Origin of the sequence: Archangium violaceum (genome assembly GCF_016887565.1) — a bacterium.
In the GTDB taxonomy this organism is placed as follows: domain Bacteria; phylum Myxococcota; class Myxococcia; order Myxococcales; family Myxococcaceae; genus Archangium; species Archangium violaceum_B.
Window position 1 is genome coordinate 5,332,547 of the sequence record NZ_CP069396.1, and the last position, 21,583, is coordinate 5,354,129.

18 protein-coding genes are annotated in these 21,583 nt (G+C 69.2%); 10 read left to right on the forward strand and 8 right to left on the reverse strand.

Annotated features, from left to right (window positions below):
* Window positions 1-32 precede the first annotated feature (32 nt).
* The 3 genes from JRI60_RS21840 (at window position 33) to JRI60_RS21850 (ending at window position 5,220) form a co-directional block, all read left to right on the forward strand.
* On the forward strand, window positions 33-1,145 hold the full coding sequence (locus JRI60_RS21840) for a hypothetical protein (protein ID WP_204227769.1): 1,113 nt from the start codon (window positions 33-35) through the stop codon (window positions 1,143-1,145).
* Window positions 1,146-1,264: 119 nt separating this feature from the next.
* Window positions 1,265-3,157, forward strand: a complete 1,893-nt coding sequence (locus JRI60_RS21845) for an SUMF1/EgtB/PvdO family nonheme iron enzyme (protein ID WP_239470652.1) — start codon at window positions 1,265-1,267, stop codon at window positions 3,155-3,157.
* Entirely contained in the window at window positions 3,154-5,220 is a 2,067-nt protein-coding gene (locus tag JRI60_RS21850; RefSeq protein WP_204227770.1) for a M14 family metallopeptidase, read from the forward strand. The genes JRI60_RS21845 and JRI60_RS21850 overlap by 4 nt, the downstream gene beginning before the upstream one ends.
* Before the next feature lie 88 nt (window positions 5,221-5,308).
* On the opposite strand, the gene JRI60_RS21855 is transcribed toward JRI60_RS21850, so the two are convergent.
* Complete coding sequence (locus JRI60_RS21855) at window positions 5,309-6,310, reverse strand: alpha/beta fold hydrolase (protein WP_204227771.1); 1,002 nt, start codon at window positions 6,308-6,310, stop codon at window positions 5,309-5,311.
* 121 nt (window positions 6,311-6,431) lie between these two features.
* Here JRI60_RS21855 and JRI60_RS21860 point away from each other — a divergent pair, with 121 nt between their 5' ends.
* The 4 genes from JRI60_RS21860 (at window position 6,432) to JRI60_RS21875 (ending at window position 10,046) form a co-directional block, all read left to right on the forward strand.
* Complete coding sequence (locus JRI60_RS21860) at window positions 6,432-7,223, forward strand: class I SAM-dependent methyltransferase (protein WP_204227772.1); 792 nt, start codon at window positions 6,432-6,434, stop codon at window positions 7,221-7,223.
* A 5-nt stretch (window positions 7,224-7,228) separates the two neighbouring features.
* On the forward strand, window positions 7,229-8,017 hold the full coding sequence (locus JRI60_RS21865; RefSeq protein WP_204227773.1) for a GNAT family N-acetyltransferase: 789 nt from the start codon (window positions 7,229-7,231) through the stop codon (window positions 8,015-8,017).
* Window positions 8,018-8,393: 376 nt separating this feature from the next.
* Window positions 8,394-9,257, forward strand: a complete 864-nt coding sequence (locus JRI60_RS21870) for an SGNH/GDSL hydrolase family protein (RefSeq protein WP_204227774.1) — start codon at window positions 8,394-8,396, stop codon at window positions 9,255-9,257.
* A gap of 81 nt (window positions 9,258-9,338) precedes the next feature.
* The gene (locus JRI60_RS21875; protein ID WP_204227775.1) at window positions 9,339-10,046 is read left to right on the forward strand and encodes a lipase family alpha/beta hydrolase; all 708 of its coding nucleotides are present in this window, start codon (window positions 9,339-9,341) and stop codon (window positions 10,044-10,046) included.
* Between the two features lie 10 nt (window positions 10,047-10,056).
* Here the strand turns inward: JRI60_RS21875 and JRI60_RS21880 are convergent, their stop codons facing one another.
* Window positions 10,057-10,272, reverse strand: coding sequence for a hypothetical protein (locus JRI60_RS21880; protein WP_204227776.1), 216 nt, complete (start codon window positions 10,270-10,272; stop codon window positions 10,057-10,059).
* A 64-nt stretch (window positions 10,273-10,336) separates the two neighbouring features.
* On the opposite strand from JRI60_RS21880, the gene JRI60_RS21885 reads away from it, so the two are divergent.
* Window positions 10,337-11,305, forward strand: a complete 969-nt coding sequence (locus JRI60_RS21885) for a DMT family transporter (RefSeq protein ID WP_204227777.1) — start codon at window positions 10,337-10,339, stop codon at window positions 11,303-11,305.
* Here the strand turns inward: JRI60_RS21885 and JRI60_RS21890 are convergent, their stop codons facing one another.
* The 6 genes from JRI60_RS21890 to JRI60_RS21915 all read right to left on the reverse strand — a co-directional run bounded on the left by JRI60_RS21890 (window position 11,306) and on the right by JRI60_RS21915 (window position 19,110).
* On the reverse strand, window positions 11,306-11,701 hold the full coding sequence (locus JRI60_RS21890) for a hypothetical protein (protein ID WP_204227778.1): 396 nt from the start codon (window positions 11,699-11,701) through the stop codon (window positions 11,306-11,308). It lies immediately after the preceding gene.
* A 6-nt stretch (window positions 11,702-11,707) separates the two neighbouring features.
* The gene (locus tag JRI60_RS21895) at window positions 11,708-13,120 is read right to left on the reverse strand and encodes a glycosyltransferase (RefSeq protein WP_204227779.1); all 1,413 of its coding nucleotides are present in this window, start codon (window positions 13,118-13,120) and stop codon (window positions 11,708-11,710) included.
* A 67-nt stretch (window positions 13,121-13,187) separates the two neighbouring features.
* A complete protein-coding gene (locus JRI60_RS21900) occupies window positions 13,188-14,408 on the reverse strand; it encodes a cytochrome P450 (RefSeq protein ID WP_204227780.1) in 1,221 nt (406 codons plus the stop codon).
* Window positions 14,409-14,584: 176 nt separating this feature from the next.
* Complete coding sequence (locus JRI60_RS21905) at window positions 14,585-17,158, reverse strand: putative metal-binding motif-containing protein (RefSeq protein ID WP_204227781.1); 2,574 nt, start codon at window positions 17,156-17,158, stop codon at window positions 14,585-14,587.
* Window positions 17,159-17,211: 53 nt separating this feature from the next.
* The gene (locus JRI60_RS21910) at window positions 17,212-18,465 is read right to left on the reverse strand and encodes an OmpA family protein (RefSeq protein ID WP_239470653.1); all 1,254 of its coding nucleotides are present in this window, start codon (window positions 18,463-18,465) and stop codon (window positions 17,212-17,214) included.
* 63 nt (window positions 18,466-18,528) lie between these two features.
* Window positions 18,529-19,110, reverse strand: a complete 582-nt coding sequence (locus tag JRI60_RS21915; protein ID WP_204227783.1) for a TIGR02265 family protein — start codon at window positions 19,108-19,110, stop codon at window positions 18,529-18,531.
* Between the two features lie 393 nt (window positions 19,111-19,503).
* Here JRI60_RS21915 and JRI60_RS21920 point away from each other — a divergent pair, with 393 nt between their 5' ends.
* Together JRI60_RS21920 and JRI60_RS21925 are read left to right on the forward strand one after the other, a co-directional pair.
* Window positions 19,504-20,196, forward strand: coding sequence for an FkbM family methyltransferase (locus JRI60_RS21920; protein WP_204227784.1), 693 nt, complete (start codon window positions 19,504-19,506; stop codon window positions 20,194-20,196).
* Window positions 20,197-20,238: 42 nt separating this feature from the next.
* Window positions 20,239-21,546 carry an MFS transporter gene (locus tag JRI60_RS21925; protein WP_204227785.1) on the forward strand — a complete coding sequence of 436 codons (1,308 nt, stop codon included), beginning with the start codon at window positions 20,239-20,241 and terminating at the stop codon, window positions 21,544-21,546.
* Window positions 21,547-21,583 lie beyond the last annotated feature (37 nt).

The following is a 21,583-nucleotide window of genomic DNA, read 5'->3' on the forward strand; positions in this document are numbered from 1 at the left end:
GAGGTCACCCGGATTCGTGGTAGGGAAGTTGGGTGTCCACACGTCTCGGGAATCCAGGTAGGTCTCCCTCTCACTTCGAGCCATCCCAGCTGCCCGGGGTCTCCGCGCCCGAGCTGCTGCGCGCCGCTCGGCGGATCCTCCGGAGCCGGACACGTGCTCCCCGTTACTGGGCGGCGGCGGATCGGCTCAGCGACCTGTGGCTCGGTGGGCCGCTGCGTTCCTCCTCGGAGTTTCAGCTCGCCGCATCGGCCGACCTCGGGGCCGTCATCGACTGGCTGTATGACGAGCCGCTGAGCTCCAGCGCCTCCGCGGCCGAGGAACTGGTGGGGCTCACCGGGCGGCTCCAGGAGATGGTGGACTTCGAGAAGGCCCTGGCACTGCTGCGGCGGTTCGAGACGGCGCCCCTGGAGCCCGAGGCGGAGCTGGTGGAGGCCACTCGCGCGATCATCGCCACGCTGACCGTGCACGGGTACGCGACGCTCCACGGGCGGGGCTCGGCGGAGCTGGCCACCCGGTGGCTGGAGGCCTGGGCCGACGCCATGTGGCGGCAGAACGTGCAGCAGCAACAGACCTGCGGATTCGGCCTGTTGGCCCGGCTGCCTCCCGGGGAACGGCCAGCGTGCATGGCGCGCCTGGGTCTGACCCCCGAGGACCTGATGCCCCGGAGTACCTCCTTCTCCGAGGGCGTGGAGGAGTTCCTGGAGCGGTATGGCGAGACCGCCGCGTCCACGGTGGCCGTGCTCGGCGGCCTGCCGTTCTCCACGTTGCCCACCTCGGAGGTGGAGGCGCTGCTCCGGCTCTGCACCGGGGAGGCCGGCCTGCTCACCCCCATCTCGCGGCTCCTCCGGCTGGCCCCGGACGTGAGCTTCGATCCGGCCGAGGCCATGAACACCGGTGTGTTCGCCAGCGCCGCCGAGCAGCGCCGGAGCGTCCTCGAGGTCGTCTCCGAGGGGAAGCTGTCCAAGCCGGAGCTGGACGCGAGGCTCGGCCAGGAGTGGGCACGCTTCTCGGTCCAGGCGCGCCGCCTGCTCGAGGAGCGGATGGCCACGCACGCGGAGCAGGTGGGCCCGGAGGTAGCGTCCGGTTGGCTCCCCGCGCTCTACACGTTGCTGGAGCGGCTGGTGCCGGGCACGTGGAAGGGCTGAGCGGACGGCCCGGCGGGCGGATGTCGGTGTGTCCAAAGAGGAGGCGCGACACGACCGGTGTAGCATCCGCCCCCGATGAAGATTGAAAGAGTCCTTCGGGATTTGGGAGAGCGGTCCCCGTGACGCCACTCGTGCTGATATGGCTCCTGGCGGCGGTGCCGTGCGAGAAGACGCCGCCTCCGGGGATGGTGTGCATCGAGGGGAGTGACGCGATCCTCGGCGCCGACGATCAGACGCCCGCCGAGAAACCGCGGCACGCGGTGTTCGTCGAGACGTTCTATGTCGACGCGAAGGAGGTGACGGTCGGCGACTACACCCGCTGCGAGCGCGCGGGGGCGTGTCCCAAGCTGCCGCGTCCGTCGTTCTACGCGCGCTTCCAGCGTCCCGAGCTGCCGGCCGTGCCCATCACCTGGGACATGGCGCACCAGTACTGCGTCTTCGCCGGCAAGCGGCTGCCCACGGAGGCCGAGTGGGAGAAGGCCTCGCGCGGGCCCGAGGGGCGCACCTGGCCCTGGGGCGAGGAGCCTCCGTCGTGCGACAGGGCGAACTACAAGGGCTGTCCGGACAACACGACGAAGCCACCCGGCGGCTTCGCGCCCAATGCCCAGGGCGTCTACGACATGGCGGGCAATGGCTACGAATGGGTGAAGGACTGGTGGACGCCGTGCTACCAGGGCTGTGACAAGGCTTGTGGCAAGGCCTGTGTCGAGGCCAATCCGCGTGGCCCGTGTGATGGCGCGCGCCCGTGCAAGGGCTACACGCAGCGAGTGCTCAAGGGGGGCTCGTGGTACTGGCCTCCGGAGATGATGCGCGGCTCCTGGAGGCGCGGGCAGAACCCGTCGAGCGGGCTCCACCGCCTGAGCTTCCGCTGCGCGTCGTCGAGTGCGCGGCTGTCGGCGTGGCCGCCCCGGTTCATGACGGATCCCCCGGCCCGGCCCGCAGATCCCCCTGCGCCGAGCCAGCAGGAGCGGGAGAAGGCGCTCGCGGTCGTCGAGGACACCGACATCTTCCAGATCCCCGTGTGCCGCAGCAAGGGCAGGGCGCGCCTCGATTGCAGGGATCCGATGAGCTACATCAAGTCGAACGAGGCGCTCCAATACCTCTTCGGTGACGCCATCAAGAACGTGGGCGGGGGCTACGTCGGGCTGGGAGCGGATCAGAGCTATTCGTTCATCGCGCACGCGCGGAGCGAGTGGGCGTGGATCTTCGACTACGATCCGACGGTGATTCGCATCCACCACGTGTTGCGCGCGGTGGTGAAGCGCGCGCCGACGCGCAAGGACTTCGTCGAGGCCTTCACCGACAAGCGCGCGGCGGCGACGCGTACCGCGATCGAGCAGGAGTGGGCCTCGCTGCCGGAGGACGAGCGTGACGCCATCGTCGGTGTGTTCGACCAGGCGCGGCGTCAGCTGTGGGCCGAGTATGCGCGCGAGATGAAGCCCGCGCGTTGGACGGAGGGCTTCGGCTGGCTCCAGAACGACGAGAACTACCGCTACGTGCGGCTGCTCTTCGAGCAGGGGCGCATCACGGCGCTCAAGGGGAACATGCTCACGGACAAGGCGCTGCCGTCGATCGCGCAGGCCGCGCGCGCCGTCGGGGTGCCGATCCGCGTCTACTACCCGTCGAATGCCGAGGAGCAGTGGAAGCAACTGCCCCCCCAGTACCGCTTGAACCTGCGCCAGCTCCCATTCGACGAGCGCACGGTGATCTTGCGGACGTTGTTCACCAAGAAGTTCCACAAGTCGGGCTCGCGCTGGCACTACGTCATCCACGGAGGGCTGCATGCGCAGGCGCACCTCGCCCTTCCTGGCTACGAGAACGTGTGGAGCTTCATGGAGGATCGTCAGCAGGTGGGTGCGTTCCTGGCCAGGGCCGCGGATGCGGACGTGGAGAAGGAGAAGGCATCCGGGCGGAAGCGCTACCTCGACTTCCTGAGCTACATCGGCGTTCCCTCGGGGCGCTCGGAGCCCACGGCCAGCGTGGCCACGCCGCGCGCGGAGTCCACGCCGTGAGGTTGCTGGGGGCGCTCGCCATCGCCGTCCTGCTCGTCGCGGGCCGCGCGTGGGGCGAGGGCTATCCCATCCCCCGGGGTGAGCGCCCCATCGCGTGGAAGGCGGTGGAGAGCGTCGGGGAGTGGCGGATCGAGGGGGATTCTCTCTCCCTCGCCACGCCGCGCGCGAGCCGCAACTACTTCATCCAGGAGGACCTGGCGCTCCCGGCGCCGTTCCTGCGTGCGCGGGTGCGGAACGTGGCCCGCGCGGACCTGGCGATCCTCTTCCGCGCGAAGGTGCGCGCGACCCAGCCCCTGTTCTCGCTCACGGGCTATGGCTTCTACGTCGATGGGCGCCGCGAGACCGTCGGGTTCGTGCGCTACGACGGGGCGCGCGTCGATGACAGTGGGGTGCGTGCCAGGGTGCGCGGGCTCGGGAAGGTGGGGGAGATCGAGATCGCGCTGTTCGTCGCAGGACCCGCCTTCGCCGCTCACGTGTACGACGCACGGAGCAAGAAGGAGCTCGCGAGCCTCACCTGGTCCGACCCGGCGTTCGCCGAAGGCACTCCCGGCGTGTACGCGAACCGGAGCCAGCCTCCCGAGGTGAGCGTGTCACTGTTCGTGCCCGAGCCGCCTCCCCAGGAAGCCTCCGCGCGCGATGGTCTCACCACCGAGTGGCTCGTGCGGCTCATGCGGGGCACGGTGCTGGATGCCCAGGTGCGCGCCCATTTGCGCCGCGCCGATCGCGAGGAGGACGCCGACGTCTACGTGGCCAGCGAGGTTGGCGTGGAGCTCGTGCGTGCGAGCGTGTCCTCCCAGGTGCGTGACATCCGGGCCGGGGTGCCGTACCGCTTGCGCGACCCTTCCTTCAAGACGCGGCTCGCGAAGGCACGCAACGCGCTTCCACGGGACGCGTTCGTCGAGGGAATCAAGGACCCCGAGCTCATCGGGCTCGCGTTGAATGCGCTCGCCGCTCGTGAGCCGGCGCGGGCTCGCGTCATCGAGGTGGGCCGTACGCACGAGGACAGGCCGATCCTCGGGCTGGTGATTGGGGAGGCACCCGAGGATCGCTCCCGCCCGGCGGTGCTGCTGTGTGGCGGTACCCATGCGAACGAGGCGGTGACTCCCGAGGTGCCGCTCGATGCCGCGCGCTGGCTGCTGGAGCACCGGGGGGAGCCTCGCGTCGCGCGCTGGTTGCGCACGTACAACGTCGTCGTCGTCCCGCTCGTCAACCCCGATGGGAGCCATGCCTTCTGGCACGTGTCCGACTCGATCGGGCGCACCAACCGGCGGCGGGACGAGCAGGCGAAGGAACTGGAGCTGCTCGAGTACGGCGTGGACCTAAACCGCAACTATCCCTTCCAGTGGAGGAACGTGGAGGATCGCTTCAACCGGGATGACGTGCGCTCACCGTTCTTCCGTGGACCGGCACCGGGCTCCGAGCCCGAGGTGCGGGCGATGATGAAGCTGGGCGAGGCGTGGCGCTTCGTCGGGATGGTGTCGTACCACGCGGCCGCGACCCGGCTGCTGGTGCCGTACACGGTCGAGGGGGCGCGCGAGCCCGTGCCCTCGGCGGCGTGGGTGTTGGCGCCCGAACTGGTCGCATCCACCCAGGTGAGCCCGGCGGGGAAGCGCTACGAGGCCGTGCGCAATCTCTACCCGGTGGGGGGAACGGATCAGGACTGGTTCTATTGGAGCTTCGGGACGCTCGCGTACATGGTCGAGCTGCCGTTCACGGTGCCGGGAGCACGCCGGCCCCTGGAGCCGATGATCGAGGGCGTGCGACCCATCTGGCAGGTGTTGATGGATCGTTTCCTGGATGGCCCGTCGCTCACGGTGCGGGTGCCGGAGACGTTTCGGGCGGAGGGTCCCGTCATGGTGGCCATCGAGGAGATCCAATGGCCGAACGGGGAGCGCTTCACCACGCATCCGGAGACGGGAGTCTTCCACACGTATCTCCCGGCGGTCGGACGCTACACGGTGCGCGTCACGAGCACGTCGGGGAAGACAATGTCCCGCGCCGTCGAGGTGGGGACGGGCCGTGCCATGGTCACGCTCGAAGACGGCGCGACACCCGGCCCGTGATAACTCCCCTCCCTCTCCCTCCGGGAGAGGGTCGGGGTGAGGGTACCCGCGCCCGTGCACCCCACCGTGCACGGGCGCGACCCCGGGCTCACTTCGAGAGGAATCCGAGCAGCGCCTGGTGCCACTTCTCGGGAGCCTCGAAGTGAGGAATGTGCCCCACGTTCGGAAGCTCCACGAGGGTGGCGTTGGGGAAGGCCTTCGCGGCGCGCTTGCCGAGCTCGGGGTACTGCCCGAACTGCGGGAGCAGCTCGGGGGGCACGCGCCCACGACCGACCACGGTGCGGTCGGCCTGACCGATGACGAGCAGCACGGGGACCTTCACGAGGGGGAACTCGTGGACCACGGGCTGCTGGTAGATCATCTGCTCGGTGGCCGCCGACACCCAGGCGAGCCGCGGATAGTCACCGCTCAGCGTCTGGCGGAAGGGCACCTGGACGTACTCGTCATACTCGGGGCGCCACGTGACGTAGTACGTCTTCTGGTACTTGCGCATTCCCTCCTCGGTGGCGCCGAGCTGGTCGCGGTAGAGGTCCTCGGTGGAGCGCCAGGGGACGAAGAAGCGGTAGTCCTCGAGGCCGATGGGGTTCTCCAGGACGAGGTGGGTGGTGGTCTCGGGGAACAGGCGCGCGAAGCGGGTGGCGACCATGCCGCCCATGGAGTGACCGACCACGATCACCTTTGAGACACCGAGGGTATCGAGCACCTGCTTCGTGTTGTTGGCGAGCGTGTGGAAGCTGTAGTCGAGGGCCGGCTTGGAGGACTTGCCGAAGCCCACCTGATCGGGGACGACGACGCGGTAGCCGGCCTGGCTGAGGGCGCGGATGGTGTCCTTCCAGTAGGCGCCGAAGAAGTTCTTCCCATGCAGCAGCAGGACGGTGCGCCCAGTGGCCTTCCCGGTGGGATGCACGTCCATGTAGGCCATGCGCACGTCCTGCCCCTGGAGCGTGAGCGGGAGGAAACGGACGGGGTATGGGTAGGGATAACCCTCGAGCGCGATGCCGAGCGCTTCGGGGGTCTTCGTCGGCTGGGCGGAGGCGGGCGCGGCGCAGAGCACCAGGATGAGGGCGAGCAGGAGACGTTGAACGGGCATGGATCCTCCGGGAAACGGAATGCGAGGCCTTCCTTATCCGCTCAGGGTGCCTCGCGCTCGGAGAACCGTGATATCGCGTGGCTCCTGGCTCGAGGAGTCGACACTCGAAGGAGGAAGCGGCATGAAGCGCGATTTCGACCTGAGGGACTACAACCGCGAGGCCTGGAACCGCCAGGTATCGATGGGGAACCGGTGGACGGTGCCGGTGGGGCCGGAGGTGATCGCCGCGGCGAGGCGGGGCGAGTGGAGCGTGGTGCTCACTCCGTGCAAGCCGGTGCCTCGCGCCTGGTTCGGAGACCTGACCGGCAAGGACGTGCTGGGTCTGGCGAGCGCCGGAGGGCAGCAGGTGCCGGTGCTCGCCGCCGCGGGGGCGCGTGTCACGGTCTTCGACAACTCCCCCTCCCAACTGGGCCGGGATCGCGAGGTGGCCGAGCGCGAGGGCCTGTCGATCCGCACGGTAGAGGGGGACATGCGCGACCTGTCGGTCTTCCCGGACGCGAGCTTCGATCTGATCTTCCATCCCTGCTCCAACGGCTTCGTGGATGACGTGCGGCCCGTGTGGCGCGAGGCCTTCCGGGTGCTGCGGCCCGGAGGGGTGCTGCTCTCGGGCTTCTGCAATCCGGTCATCTTCCTGTTCGATCCGGACCTGGAGAAGCAGGGGGTGATGCAGCTCAAGTACCGGATGCCGTACTCGGACGTGACCAGCCTCACCGACGCGGAGCGCCGTCGTTACACCGACGTGGGCGAGCCCCTGAGTGTCGCGCACTCACTGGAGGATCAGATCGGCGGGCAGCTCGAGGCCGGCTTCCTGCTCGCCGGCTTCTACGAGGACACGTTCGGTGAGGAGGACCGGCTGTCCGAGTACCTGTCGGGATTCTGTGCCACCCGGGCGGTGAAGCCCGCGAAGGACTAGCCACCATGAGCCTGATCGAACGTCTGCAGTCCTATATGCGCCGCGCAGCCGCGCGAAGTTACGAGGCCATCGCGGTCCCGCCCTTCACGGCGTTCATCCATCCCTCCGACGGGCTCATCTATTTCAACTACGCCATCCCGGACGGGCCCATCACGGGTGACGTGCGCGAGCCCTTGCGGCGGCTCCGTGCGGTGTTCCAGGAGCGCAAGCGGTTGCCCCGCTTCGAGTACGTCTCCGCGCTGGCGCCGACGCTGGCGGACACGCTCCTCGCCTCGGGCTTCCGGCTGGAGGCCGAGGCCCGGGTGATGGTCTGCACGCGCGAGAGCTTCACCCCGGTCCCCGTGCCGGAGGGGCTGTCGTTGTCAGTCCTCACGCCCGGGTCTTCCCGCGAGGAGGTGCGCGCGTACTGCAACACCGGGCGGCGGGGGTTCGTCCCGAACGAGCCCTACGAGGCCCCCGAGGAGGAGCTCTCCAGGGCGTTGGAGGATGTGAAGTCCGGCGGTGCGGTGCTGGGGCGCGTGGAGGGGCAGCCGGCCGTGGTGGGCATGTTCACCCCACCGTCCGAGGGCATCGCCGAGCTCGCCGGGGTGGCGACGCTCGAGGGTTTCCGGAAGCGGGGACTTGGCACCGCGCTGACGTCCCGGGTGGCTCGCGAGGCCTTCGATCGGGGCGTGGAGGTGCTCTTCCTGAGCACCATCACCGAGGAGGCCGGTCGCATCTACGAGCGGGTGGGTTTCCGGTTCGTGACGCGGATGCTCTTCATCGTCGATGCCGCTCCTCCAGAGGGCATCTAGTGGAGTGTCCGCGAAGTTTTTGGACAGAGTCCGAGGGCTCGTGGATATCCCCTCTCCCTCTGGGAGAGGGCTAGGGTGAGGGTCTTCCCGATGGAGCGCATGACCCCATGGGAGCTCACAGAGGGCGGCGAGGGGGGCAGTTGCGTGCCGTGATGCAAGCCGGGGCGCGGAACACGAGGGTGACGACCCTCACCCCCCGCCCTCTCCCAGAGGGAGAGGGAGCATGCGCAACACGACTATCTCCACGAACTTCGTGGACACTCCACTAGCCGTCCGCTCCGGGCCAGGAAAGGGGCGCCCGCTCCTCCCTTCGCCCGGCGGGCGGCGAGGCGGATTTGTTCTCAGCCACGCGGGGGCGCGGTAGCTTGGGCGCGAGATGGAGAATCACCTCGCCCGCGCGCTCGTGTGCCTCACCGTCCTGTTCACGGGGGTGGTGCACGCCGTCGAGTCGCCTCCTGCTTCCGAGAAGCCCGCGTCCACGCGGACCGTGCTGTTGCTCGGCGACAGCCTGATCGTCACCAGCTTCGGCGAGTACCTGGAGAGCTCGCTCAACGAGCAGCCGGGGATTCGCGCCGTGCGCCGGGCGAAGTCCTCCACGGGGCTCGCCCGTCCCGACTTCTTCGACTGGATGAAGGTCGGGCGCGAGGAGATCGAACGCCACCGGCCCGACGTGGTCGTCGTCATCATGGGAGGCAATGACGGGCAGGATCTCACGGACGACAAGGGCAAGGGGCGGGTCCACTGGGGCAAGCCCGCGTGGGAGGCCGCGTACCGTCAGCGCGTCGGGGCGTTCCTGGACATCCTCGCCGCGCCCGGCCGGAAGATCCTCTGGGTCGCGCTGCCCATCACCGGGTTGAAGAATTTCGAGCGCAAGCTGGAGGTGATCCGCCGCGTCCTGCACGAGGCGGTGTCCGCGCGCGAGGACTCGCTCCACCTGGACACGAAGTCCTTCTTCACCGACGCGAAGGGCGGCGTCCTGCGCGAGGCCTCCGTCGAGGGCTTCCGCAAGCCGATGCGGCTGAAGATGGACGATGGCGTCCACTTCACGGTGGCGGGCGGCCGGTACTTCGCGAGCAAGGTCCGTCCCGCGGTACTCGCTCTGCTCGGATCCACCATGCCGGAGCCCGACACCGTCCCGACTCCGCCCGAAGCGGCGGGAAGTCCGGAGCCGGCGGTCTGCCGCGAGTCCGATGCCGCATCCGAGGTCCCGATGACGCCCATGGCCTTCTGCGGTCCGTGAGGCATGCCGGGGCCCGTCGTCGCACACCGCCTGGTTGCGCTCCTGTTGCCGCTGGCGACATGCTCGTGCGGAGCCGTCACCATGACTCCAGCCACCGTGCGTGTCTCCGCCTCCCTCGCGTCCACTGCCTCCGCCTCGACTTCGGCCTCCGAGCGGCTGCCGGTGTTGTTGGTGCATGGCATCGATGACGATGCGCGTACCCTGGCACCGCTCGCGGCGTGGTTGACGCGGGCCGGCTTTCAGCAAGTGCGGATCGTCGAGCTGAAGCCCAACAACGGAGATGCACCCATCGCGGTGCTGGCCGGGCAGGTGGCCGAGGCCGCCGCGGACCTGCGCGCGCGGACGGGCAGTGCGCGGCTGGACGTGGTGGGCTTCAGCATGGGGGCACTCGTCAGCCGCTACTACCTGCAGCGGCTGGAGGGCCGGGCTCACGTGCGCCGCTTCGTGTCCATCTCCGGGCCCCATGCCGGAACGCTCACGGGCTGGTTGCGTTACAACCCCGGGGCCCGGGACATGCGGCCGGGGAGCGAGCTGCTGCGAGGGCTCTCCGCCGAGCCGGCTCCCTTTGGTGACGTCCAGGTCTTCACCCTGTGGACGCCGCTCGATCTGATGATCATCCCGGCCAACTCCTCTCGCCTGGACGGAGCGCGGGAGCGCACCATTCCCGTCATCCTGCACCCCCTCATGGTGAGGGACGGCCGGGCGCTCCGCGCGGTGGAGGAGGCGCTGACGGTGGAGCGTCCGGAGGACTTCATGCCCCGGCCGCTCGTGCCTCCGCGCGAACCGTGACGCCCGGGTGTCAGGATGGGGTGGGCCCGGAGCCCGAGGGCGCCGGGGCTGGCCTCTTCGGCACCAGGGAACGGCGCGGGCCCCGGATGGCGTAGTTGAGCAGCATCGCCGCCGGCATGAGCATCCCCAGTCCCTGGGTGAGGTTTTCGGGCGGATGGACCACCGCGCCGAGTGCCATCGCGGCGAAGAGAACACCACAGACCACACGGATGATGAGGGAGCTCACGAGCGTTTCCTTGGAACGGTGCGAACCATGATAACCAGGGGTTCACACCGCGCACGTCCACCCCATGCGAAAGTCCTCCTCCGCTCTGCCCGCGCTCCTGATTGGTCTGGGCTCGGCGCTGTTCTTCACCATGACCTATGTGCTCAACCGCAGCATGGCGGCGGCGGGGGGACACTGGGCCTGGAGCGCGGCGCTGCGCTACTTCATCATGCTGCCCATCCTGTCCGTGCTGGTGGGCCTGCGCGGAGGCTGGCCCTCGCTGGGGGCCGAGCTGCGGCGGCACCCGCGTGAGTGGTTGCTCTGGGGCGGGGTGGGCTTCGGCGTCTTCTACTCGTTCCTGGCCTTGTCGGCCGACTACGGGCCCTCGTGGCTGATCGCCGGCTCCTTCCAACTGACGGTGCTCGCCGGCCCGCTGCTCTCCCCGTTCATCTACACGGACGCCCGGCGGCGGATACCGCTCAAGGCCGTGGCGGTGGGCTCGCTGATCCTCGTGGGCGTGCTGGTCCTGCAGCTGGGTCACTTCCACCTGGCCATGCCCGCCAGTGCCTGGCTGGCCCTGGTCTTCGTGGTGCTCTCGGCCTCGGCCTACCCGCTGGGCAACCGCAAGCTGATGCTGCACCTGGAGCGCGAGGGCGTCTCGCTGGATGCCAGCCAGCGCGTGCTGGGCATGACGGTGGGCAGCCTGCCGGTGTGGTTGTGCGTGGCGGCCTACGGCTACGTCCGGGCGGGGTGGCCCTCGCCAATGCAGGTGCTGCAGTCCGCTGGCGTGGCGGTGTCCTCCGGGGTGATCGCCACCACGCTGTTCTTCCGCGCCACGCACATGACCGCGAACAACCCGGTGGGACTGGCCGCCGTCGAGGCCACGCAGGCCACCGAGCTGCTCTTCGCGCTGGTGCTGGGCGTGCTCTTCCTGGGCGAGGAGTGGCCCTCACCCTTCAGCCTGGTGGGGGCCGCGCTCATCGTGGTGGGTATGGTGCTCTACAGCCGCATCAGCGTGAGCTCCGAGCTGGAGCCCACCGCCGTGCAGTCGTGACTAGCCGAGCCAGTCGATGAGGGCGCGGACCGTCTCCTCCCGCCGGCGGGAGGACTCCTGGACGGCCTGGAGCGTGCCCGTCAGCGCGCCCATCATCCCTCGGGAAGCCCGCTCGGGAGCCGTCCGGTAGTTCTCCGCCAGCTGCTCCAACTGCTCGCGCAGCCACGGGTAGCGATCGCGCACGCGGGCCGGCTCGGTGCCCGCCTTCACCTCCGTGAGGAGCGACGTGGCGAGCTGCCGCCATCCATCGAGGCCCTGCCCGGTGCGGCCCGCGAAGCCGCGGCGCACCATCGGTCTGACGAAGAACGGCATGGACGCGAAGTCACGCTCCGTGTCCTCGATGGCATTGCGGAACGCGGCGACGAGCGTGACGGAATCCGAGGTGGTGGCGGTCATGGGGGCTCAGGCGCTCCGTGTGGCGGGGGTTGTCGAGTCGTCGAGTGAGGCGAGCAGCGAGTCCAGGCCCGTGCGCGTGACGGTGCGCGGCGAGCCGAGGGGGAGGCACAAGGGCTTGCGGCGGCGCGCCAGCAGGGAGATGAGGGCCGAGGCCGAGGTCGGACCGTCGCTCTCCTCCAGCCACAGGCCCAGCGCCTCGGCGTTCTCGCGGTAGGTGGGCTCCTGCCGCAGTCGCGTCACCTCCTGGCGCAGGCGCTCCGCGGTCAGCTCCAGCAGGGGCAGGAACAGCCCGACACCGAGGTACTCCACCCGCCGCGCGTTGTCGTGCTGCTCGCCGCCCACCGGAATCACCAGCAGGGGCTTGCCCGCCGCCAGCGTCTCGTTGGTGGTGTTGTTGCCCCCGTGGCCGATGACGAGATCCATCTTCGGCAGCAGGTCCACCTGGGGGACGCGGCGGAAGAGGAGCACGTTGGACGGCAGGGGCTTGGAGATCAGGCTCGGGTAGGCCGCTCCCGCGCTCACGACGACCTGGATGCCCGGCGCGTCGAGTCCCCGGAGGATGGTGCGGAACACCTCTGGCTTGTCGTTGAAGACGGTGCCGAGCGAGACGTACACCTTGTAGAGGTTGTTGTTCAGCTTCTCGAAGGGGAAGCCCTCGGCATCGATGCCGCGTCGCGTCGAGAAGCAGGGGCCGACGTAGAAGCAGCTCTGTCCCTCGTTGGAGCGCGGCGCCTCGAGCCCCTCGTGGCTCATCACCAGGTTGAGCCAGGGCGAGGCGGGGTTGCGCAGCACGTCGTCCGGACCGGGGCCCAACCCGAGCGAGCGCCGGACCTTGTTCATCTTGCGCGCCAGCTTCGCGAGCACCTCCGCCTCGGCGTCCTCGGCGGCCTTCAGCTCGGGACCGGTCTGGGTGCCGAGCGGCAGACCGCTGCCCCAGGGGGGCACGCCACGGCCCCGGAAGGTGAGGCCCGAGTGGTAGACGGCCGCCCAGGGCAGGCCCAGCTTCTCGGCCGCGAGGATGGCCGGGTAGAAGACGAAGTCGGTCACCACCACCTCGACGGGGTTCTTCTCCAGCCTGCGGATCACCTCGCGTGCACCCGACTCGGCCCCGGCGGTGAAGAGCTCCAGGGCGATCCGGGTCTCCTGGTAGGCCATGCTCCGGGCGAGCCGGATGGCGTGGTAGAGCACGCCGAGTGCGGGACGAAGTCGTTCCAACGGCAGTCCCGCGCGCTCCACCATGGCGGGCACGTCCACCACGTTGTTGAGGATGTCTGGCCGCAGCCGGAACCCCAGGGAGGGTGCCCCCGGCACGAGGAGGCGAGGGTTGTAGACACCCTCGACCTTCATCTTCAGTGCCGTCGACAGCAGCGTGTTGAGGTGTCCCACCGTGGGGTGGCACAGGAATGCGATGTCACTCATGTACCCCTATGATGGACGAGCACGCGGTCGCATGCGAGTGCCACTCCCTCGGCTGGGGTTCGTTTTGCTACGGGTGTGGTCCAGGTTGGCGCGTCGCGTCGGCGCTCTGCTGGTGAGTCGGTTCCAGGTGGAGCGATAGGCTCAGGGGGCCTCTGGCGATGATCGACCGCGACCAGGAGAGCTCGCTCCGCGAGAGGGAGAAGCCGCGGATTCGCGAGAAGAGTGCCTCGAGCCCCAGGCGGGCCTCCAGGCGAGCGAGCATCGCTCCCAGGCAGAAGTGGGGGCCGTGTCCGAAGGACAGGTGGCTCTGGCCCTCGCGCTCCAGGAGGAAGCGGTCCGCCTGGGGGAAGCGGCGCTCGTCGCGCATGGCCGCGCCCATCAGGACGACGACGAGGGCCCCGCGGGGGATGGTGACTCCGGAGAGCTCCACGTCCTCGGTCGCGAGCCGGAGGCTGCTCTGCCCGGGTGGCTCGTAGCGGAGGACCTCCTCGACGAGCCGGGGGATGAGCGCCGGCTCCGCGCGCACGCGCTCCAGCTCGTGCGGATGGTCCGCGAGGACGACCATCGTGTTGGCGAGGAGGTACACGGTCGTCTCCATGCCTGCGGGCACCATGCCGAAGAGGAAGCTCAGGAGCTCCTCGTGCGTCAGCGCCTCCGAGCGGAGCAGCTCGCTCACCAGGTCATCGCTGGGCTCGGCGCGCCGGGCCTCGATGAGGGCCTCGAAGCAGTGCTCCATCTCCGCGAGGCTTTGACGGACCTCTGCAATGCGCTCGGGCGAGGGCTGGCTGGCGGGGATGCTGACCAGATCGTCCGCCCAGCGCTTCAGACGCGACGCCATGGAAGGCTCCAGGCCGAAGAAGAGGTTCAGGACGCGGGTGGGGAGGGGCAGGGCGAAGTCGGCAACGAAGTCCACGTCCTGGCGGCGCACGGCGGCCTCGGCGAGCTCCTCGGCGATGGCGCGGATGCGCGGCTCCAACCGGCTCAGCGCCGGACCGCCGAAGGCCTTGCCGACCAGGGTGCGCAGTCGGGTGTGCTCGGGCGGATCCTTCATGACCAGGGAGTCGGCCGTGGGATTGCGCTCCAGCCAGGGCGGCCGGAAGCTCCGGCCCAGTCCCTCCGAGGAGAAGCGCCGGGGATCCTTGAGGACGGCGACCACGTCGTCGTAGCGGCTGATGGCCCACATGCCTCCCGGCTCCACCTGGCACACCGGCCCGCGTCGGAGCTCCTCGTAGAACGGGTAGGGATTGGCCCTCACTTCGGGTGCCATCAGGTTCAGGGACTGGTTCATCTCGGGGTTCCTCGCGGGGGTGGAGTGAAGCGGTTCCACGCGCGAGGGTGGCAATTCGCGGGCCAGTCGCCGTGCTCGCCGTTCTCCGAGGGAGGACGGAGCACGGGACCCCGAGGTCCCCCGCGCCGGTCGGTCGAAGCGACCGGCGGGGTCGTTCAAAACGGAAGAGCGGGGTTCTAGGGCTCGAGCTGGACGGCGTAGGAGGTCCACTTCGCGGCATCCGAGGAATTGTCGCGGAGGATCTCCAACCTGCCGTCGGGGGTGAACCGGAGCCGCCCGGTGGCCACGCCGATGATGTCATCGCCTCTGTGTCCGCTCTCGCCGCCTCCCTGACCGCTGAAGCCCTGGCTGCTGGAGAGGAGCAGGGTCCGGGTGGGATCCACCACCGTGGGGAGGGTCGCGGTGGCGTTGTTGGAGCCACCGTTCGCGGTCAGCGTGCTGGTCTGGACGAGAACATGGGAGGGGAATGTGATGCGCTCCCAGACGATGGAGGAGATGGCGTTGCCGAGGTCGCACGACGTGTTGCCCGCCGAGCGAGAGAAGCGCAGCTGGGTGTCGTTGACGATCTCGCCCCGCACCATGCGGTTGCAGATCTCGGTGTTGGCGACCAGGGTATTCAAGCTGGACAGCAACACGGAGTGGTTGGAATCCGCCGTGGCGAGGCCCGACACATCGACCGAGCTCTTGTTGGCGTTCATGGACGCCGTCACCCCCCGGGTCACCGAGAGGCCATCGAGCTCCACGACCTGCAGGGCGTAGCGGGTGGGGGCGCAGCCCCCCTGGTTGGTGATGTCCACCCGGGTGTTGTTGGCGAGCTGGGCCATCACGACGTCGTTGGAGTCGACCGTTGTTCCGGCTTGCGCGACACTGAAGAGGACGAAGGTCTTCTCCGGCTGCACCGTGGTGATGTTCACGGAGGTCGTCAGGCCCGTGCAAGTCACCAGTCGGTGCTGGACGCGCAGGCCGCGGAGGAGTTCGACCACCTGCCATTGAATGAAGGCGTTTCCCTGATTGCTGTCGCGGTCGCAGGTGATCTTGTTGTTGTCGGGCAGCGCGCAGCGGACGAACGCGGAGCCGGGAGTGTTGTTGCTGGTGCTGGCCTGGAAGATGAGGAAGGCCTGGTCGCGGTTGCGCAGCGGAATCGGCAGGGCACAATCGACGCTCGTGTCACCGTTCTTCAGGAGGCACTCGCCCCGGCGGACCGCGGGAACCACCGTCTCCGACTGCTTCGCCTGGGCGAGCGTCGATGCGGACGCGGACACGGTGATCTCCACCGTCCCGCCGGTCCTCCCCTTGAAGCGGAAGCCCGTATCGGTGACTCCGTCGGGAAGGTTGAGCGTGGAGGTGGTGGCGCCCGCGCATTGGGTATCCGTGTAGAAACCGAAGCCCTCCGCCGGCTGGGCATTCAGGGTGAGGGTGGTGCCTCCCGGGATGGAGGTCACGTTGTCGAACTCGTCCCGGATCCCCACGGTCACGGAGCTCGAGCACTCACCCGCCAGCAGGGTCTGCCCGGTGGTGGGGCCGAGGACCAGTTTCTTGGGTTCGCCGGGCTTCACGGTCTGCTTCTGCTTGTCGCCGGTGACTTCGAGCGCCGAGGCCGAGACCTCGAACGAGTCCGCACGGGTGGCGCGGAAATAGAAGGTGAGCGCCGAGTCCTGAGCGGAGAAGGTCGGGGAGGTGAGGGGCGTGGCACAGCTCGCGTCCTGGTAGAGGGCGGCCTGCGCCGAGGGCACGGGCGTGAGGGTGAGGGCCTGGACCGTCCCGGAGGTGGGGTTGTCGAACTCGTCGCGCCGCTCGACGGTGATGGGGGCGCACTCGCCCGCCTTCGGGGTCCGCGGTGGAGAGGTGAAGACGAGCTTCGACACCAGTCCCGGGATGAGGGTGTGGCCCAGGGTGGCCGGCTGGAACCCGCTGGACGTGGCGGTCAGCTCTCCGGCCCCGGGGCGGGTGCCGCGCACGTAGAAGGAGAGGGTGCTGCTACCCGGAGCGATGGAGGGCGACGACAGGGGACGTGTGCAGTCCGAGTCCGCGTGGAGGGTGGTGCCGGCCGGGAGCGTATTCTCGAGCGCGACAGGGGTGGCGAGCTGGGGCGCCGCCGGGTCGTTCTTGGAGTCGTTGCGCTGCACGACGAACGGCCCCGAGCACTGGCCCGCGCGCGCCTGTCTCGGGGGGCTGGTGAAGGCGAGCGAGGTGGGCATCCAGGCGCAGGCCGTGGGCGAGCACGTGGCATCGTCACAGCCTCGGTTCCCGTTGCAGTTGAGGTCCTCGCTGCCGTCGCACACCTCCTGGGCGCTGGGGTTGCGAGGCGTCCGGTCATCGTCGCAGTCCGGGCCACCGCTCTGGTCGGAGATGAAGCCGTCCTGGTCCGCGTCCTCGGAGAGGGAAGGCCGTAGCAGCTCGATGGGGATGGTGTGGATCTGCTCCGGATCGAAGCGCGCCTCGTAGCTCCTGCTCCGTCCGTTGAAGCTCAGCGCCTTCTCGTCCTGGCAGTTGGCGCCCCACAGGGCCCTGGCCCGGAGCTGGAGCTCCTGGGGCAGGTCGCCCCGGAAGATGGCGATGCGCAGCTCGTTCCGGTCGGCGCGACGGGCGATCAGTCGGCTGTGCAGGACCGTCCCGTCATTCGAGACCACGTCCAGGGCAATGCAGCTCGCGGGCAGCTGGGGATCGATCTGGATGACGGCCTGGATGGCTCCTGGATCCTGGCTGCAGCCGACGAGCACGAGGCTGAGGGCGAGGGCGACTCGTTTCATGGGGCCAGCATTCTAACCAGGAGATCGCTGGATGCGCCGTGCCGCGTGCGCTTTCACTTTTCGAGAACGATGAACTCCACGCGCCGGTTGAGCTCACGTCCGCGAGGCGTGAGGTTGGGGGCCTTCGGCCGGGTGTCACCGAAGCCCGCCGACTCGATGCGTGCCGGGTCCACTCCCGCCTTCACGAGCCACTCCACCACCGCGCGCGCCCGTGCCTCGGAGAGCTGCGGGCGCTCGGACTCCGCGGCCTCCATGTTGTCGGAGTGTCCCTCGATGCGCAGGCGTCGCTGGGGGCGGCGCACCAGGGCGTCCACGACGTGCTGGAGGAGGGCGGCCCCGCGTGGCTCGAACGCCGCCTGGCCCATGCGGAAGCGGAGCGGCTGCCGCGGCTCGAGCCGGTTCTTCTTCTCCTGCACGAGCTTCCTCTTCGGAGCACGCACCAGCTCGAAGCCCAACGGCAGCTTCTTGTCTCCCGCGAGCTCCACCCGGCGCGTCTGCGCGAGATAGCCGGGAGCGAGGATGTCCACCGTGTAGGCGCCCGGTGGCATCTCCACCTCGGTGGCGGTCCTGGCTCCACGCTTGAGTGCCACCTGCCGCTGGGTGGCCCCGCGCACGAGGAGCGTCGCCCCCACGGGCTTGCGGCGCGCCGTGGCTCGCACCAGCAGTCGCCCCTTCTGTGTGGCGTCCGCGGTGCTCGGCCGCGGCTCCGGGCTGCTCGCGGTGGAGGCCGTTGGGGGCGCTGGCACCGGCTCGGGGAGCTCGCCGTCGGCGAGCTTCGCGGTCATCTCCACCGTCACGTCGTGCGACAGCTTGAGCTTGAGCCGGGGATCCTTCGCGTCCGGCACCAGCACGGTCACGGCCTTCACGTCCACGCGCAGCCCGCGTTGCGCCTGGAAGTTGAGCGTGGAGGTCATGTTCCACAGGAAGCCGGAGGTCTCGCTGAACAGGTTCCACGAGGCGTCCATGTAGACGACGTTGGACACGAGCGTGTGCGGACCCTCCGCCACCTGCCGGGAGGTCAGCACCCGCGGTCCGGGCGAGCCCAGCTCCTCCACCGGAGGCACGTCGAGAGGCTGGCCATCGAGCGTGAAGTGGACCTCGACGAGCTTGTGCTCCGCCGGGTCCAGGCCGGCGAACAGCAGCCGTACCTCCGGCGGCGAGCTGGTCACCATCTCCTGGAGCTGCCGGTCCAGCTCGGCGCGTACCCGCTCGGTGCGCGCCTGCTCGGCGGACACGGGATCCTCCGCGCGAGCGGTGCTGGCGCAGAGCAATACCGTGAGGAGGGCGAGCTTCAGTGGCGAATCCAAGGGGGTGGTCCAGGCCTGGGGGGCGCCGGCATCGTACATCGAGAAGGCCCGGCCCGGTGGTTCTCAGCCCCAGGTGAGCGCGAACTCGCTGTCCGCGGGGCCGATCTGCTGGCCCGTGACCTTCACGTTGGCCACTCCCGTGGCCATGAGTACCTCACTCAACACTCCCTCGAAGTAGGGGTAGGGAATGACATTGCCGTGGATGAAGGCGGTGTACTGCCCGGGGCCCATCCACTGCACCGTGCTGATCCCATGCTGCCAGCCCGTCCGGTAGGCGGACGGCAGGCCCTCGGCCAGACGCTTGGGGTTCCTCCCCGCCAGCAACAGCATCGTCCTGCCCACCGTGTTCCGCAGGAACTCCTGGGCCACGTTTCTCCCGAGGTGCCGCAGGGCTCTCTCGAAGCCGCCGTGCTTCTCGCTCAGGCCCCACGCCGCGGTGTAGAGCAGCCGGAGCAGGGAGCTGATGGGGTAGTTGAAGAAGGCGGCGAACTTCTCCTGCCCGAGCACCTCGATGCAGCGCTTCAACACCGCCTCGTCGTCCTGACGCCGGACCTCGTCCAGGGCACAGTTGAAGAAGTAGCCGCACGCGGTGTCCTCGGGCCTGACCAACGCCAGCCGTCGTTCCAACTCCTGTGGCGAATCCATGCTCGCCAGGCTCTGCACCAAAGTCATGTCTTTCCCAGGGGAAGCGGGAGAGCCCTCTACCTCATGCGTGCCGGGCTCGCAGCTGACTGGTGTCGTTTCCCAGGGGGGTAAACCTAACATGTGGCTCTTCTCCCGATGTGGCTTTGCTCCCAGTCGTGATCGGTCCGGGTGCTCTCCACATGGAGTGAGAGCATGTGCATCGGTGGCGCGGTGCGTACCCATCGGGACGCAGTCGCAGTCGGGTTCTGGACGTCGCGCGAGTCGCGCATCCCGGGCGCATGACCTCCGCGGTGGCTCCAGAGGCGGAAGAGCACATCTCGGACTTCGATAAAATGGAGCCTGGCACGAAGCCTGGGCGCGGCGTGGCGCATCGGCTAGTGTTCGCGCCAAAACATGTACACCTTCCGCACTCTCTTTCGGACCCATGGCGTGAAGCCCGGCGGTCTCATCTACGCTGGCGCTCACGTTGGTGAGAACCTCGGCGCCTTCCTGGACGCTGGCTTCGAGTCGGTGCTCGCCATCGAGCCCAACCCGGAGGACTTCTCCAAGCTCGCGCGGCTCGAGTCCCAGCGCATCCGCTGCGTCAACAACGCCCTGTCGGACAGTGATGGGGCGTGCACCTATTTCATGATCCCCGGTGTCCCCACGCTCAACTCGCTGCTCGAGCCGGACTACGACTACTGGGTCCGGCAGGTGGGCAAGGAGGCCGCGGACGCGCACGCTCCGGCGAAGGTGCAGGTGGAGGCACTCCGGCTCGACACCCTGATGGAGCGGCACGGGCTGGCGGGTAGGTACAACGTGCTCTACATGAACATCCAGGGCGGCGAGCTGAAGGCGCTGCGCGGTGCGCCCCGGACGCTCCAGGACATCGACACCCTCTTCGCCGAGGTGAACTTCGAGAAGCGCTACACGGGCTGCGTGCTCTTCGACGAGCTGGACGCGTTCCTGCGCGACAATGGCTTCCGCCTCATGTACCTGGAGAAGTTCCCGCACTCGGCGGGCGAGCACGGCGAGGCGCTCTACCGGCGCATCTCCTCGCTGCCGCGGCCGACGCTGGAGCCCACGTCCGACCTGGAGGCGCGCTAGCGCGCGAGGGGGGTGGGCTCACAACCAGCGAGCGTCCGTCGAGTGGCCACGGGCTTCCAGGCCTTTTTCATCCTCTGGATCGGCCAGTGGCTCTCCCTGCTCGGCTCGCGCCTGTCGCGGTTCGCGCTCGGTGTGTGGCTCTTCCAGCGCACGGGAGCGGTGGCGGACTACGCGCTCATGGCCGCGTGTGACATGGTGCCCACCCTGGTGCTCACGCCCTTCACCGGCGTGCTGGCGGACCGCTATGACCGGCGCACGGTGATGCTGCTGGCGGACACGGGCGCCGCGCTGGGCATGCTGGTGGCCGTGGGGCTCGTCCTCGCGGGGCGGTTCGAGCCCTGGCATCTCTACCTGGCCATCGTGGTGAGCGCGAGCGCCGGTGCGCTGCACTCCCCCGCCTGGTCCGCCGCGACGGCGCTCATCGTTCCCCGGGCGCAGCTGGGCCGGGCGGTGGGATTGACGCAGGTGGGCGAGGGCGTGGCGGACATCGTCGTCCCGTCGCTGGCGGGAGTCCTGCTCGTGTCGACGGGCATCATGGGCGCGCTCGTGGTCGACTTCACGTCCTTCCTGGCGGGAATCTCCGTACTGCTCGCGTTCCGCTTCCCGCCCGTGCCGCGCGTCGCGGGCGAGGCGCCGGTGCGCTCGGTCTGGGGCGAAGTGGCCGAGGCCTGGGCGTACACGGCCGCGCGGCCCGCGCTCGTGGGTCTGCTGGTGCTCTTCGGCTTCGTGATCCTCGCCCTCTGCGCGGTGCAGGTGCTCGTGATGCCGATGCTGCTGGCGCGGGCCTCACCGGAGGCCATGGGCCTCGTCCTCTCCGTGAGTGGGGTGGGCGCGCTGTGTGGCAGCGTGGCGATGAGCGTGTGGGGCGGGCCTCGGCGGCGTGTGGACGGGATGCTGGGCGGCGGGGCGGTGGTGGGCCTGGGCCTCGTGGTGGGCGGGGCGGTGCCGTCTCTGCTGGCGATGGCGGTGGTCGGCTTCGTGATCATGTTCTGCGCGCCGGTGGTGCTCGTGTGCCACGCGGCCATCTGGCAGACCCGGGTGCCGGCCGAACTGCAGGGCCGGGCCTTCAGCCTGCGGCGGGTGTTGGGCGCATGCATCTCGGTGGTGACCTACCTGTCGGTGGGGCCGCTCGTGGACCGGGTGCTGGAGCCGCTGCTCCTGCCCGGTGGGGCGCTCGTCGAGAGCGTCGGGCGCGTCATCGGCGTGGGGCAGGGCAGGGGCTCCGGCCTGCTCTTCATCATCATTGGCGTGGTGCTGGTGCTCATGATGGCACTGGGCCGCGCATCGCGCCTCATCCACAACATAGAAGACGCGCTGGAGCCAGGTGCCGCCCCGGTGCCGAGCGCATAGCCCCCTTCGAACCTTTTTTTCACTCCAGAGAGCGAGA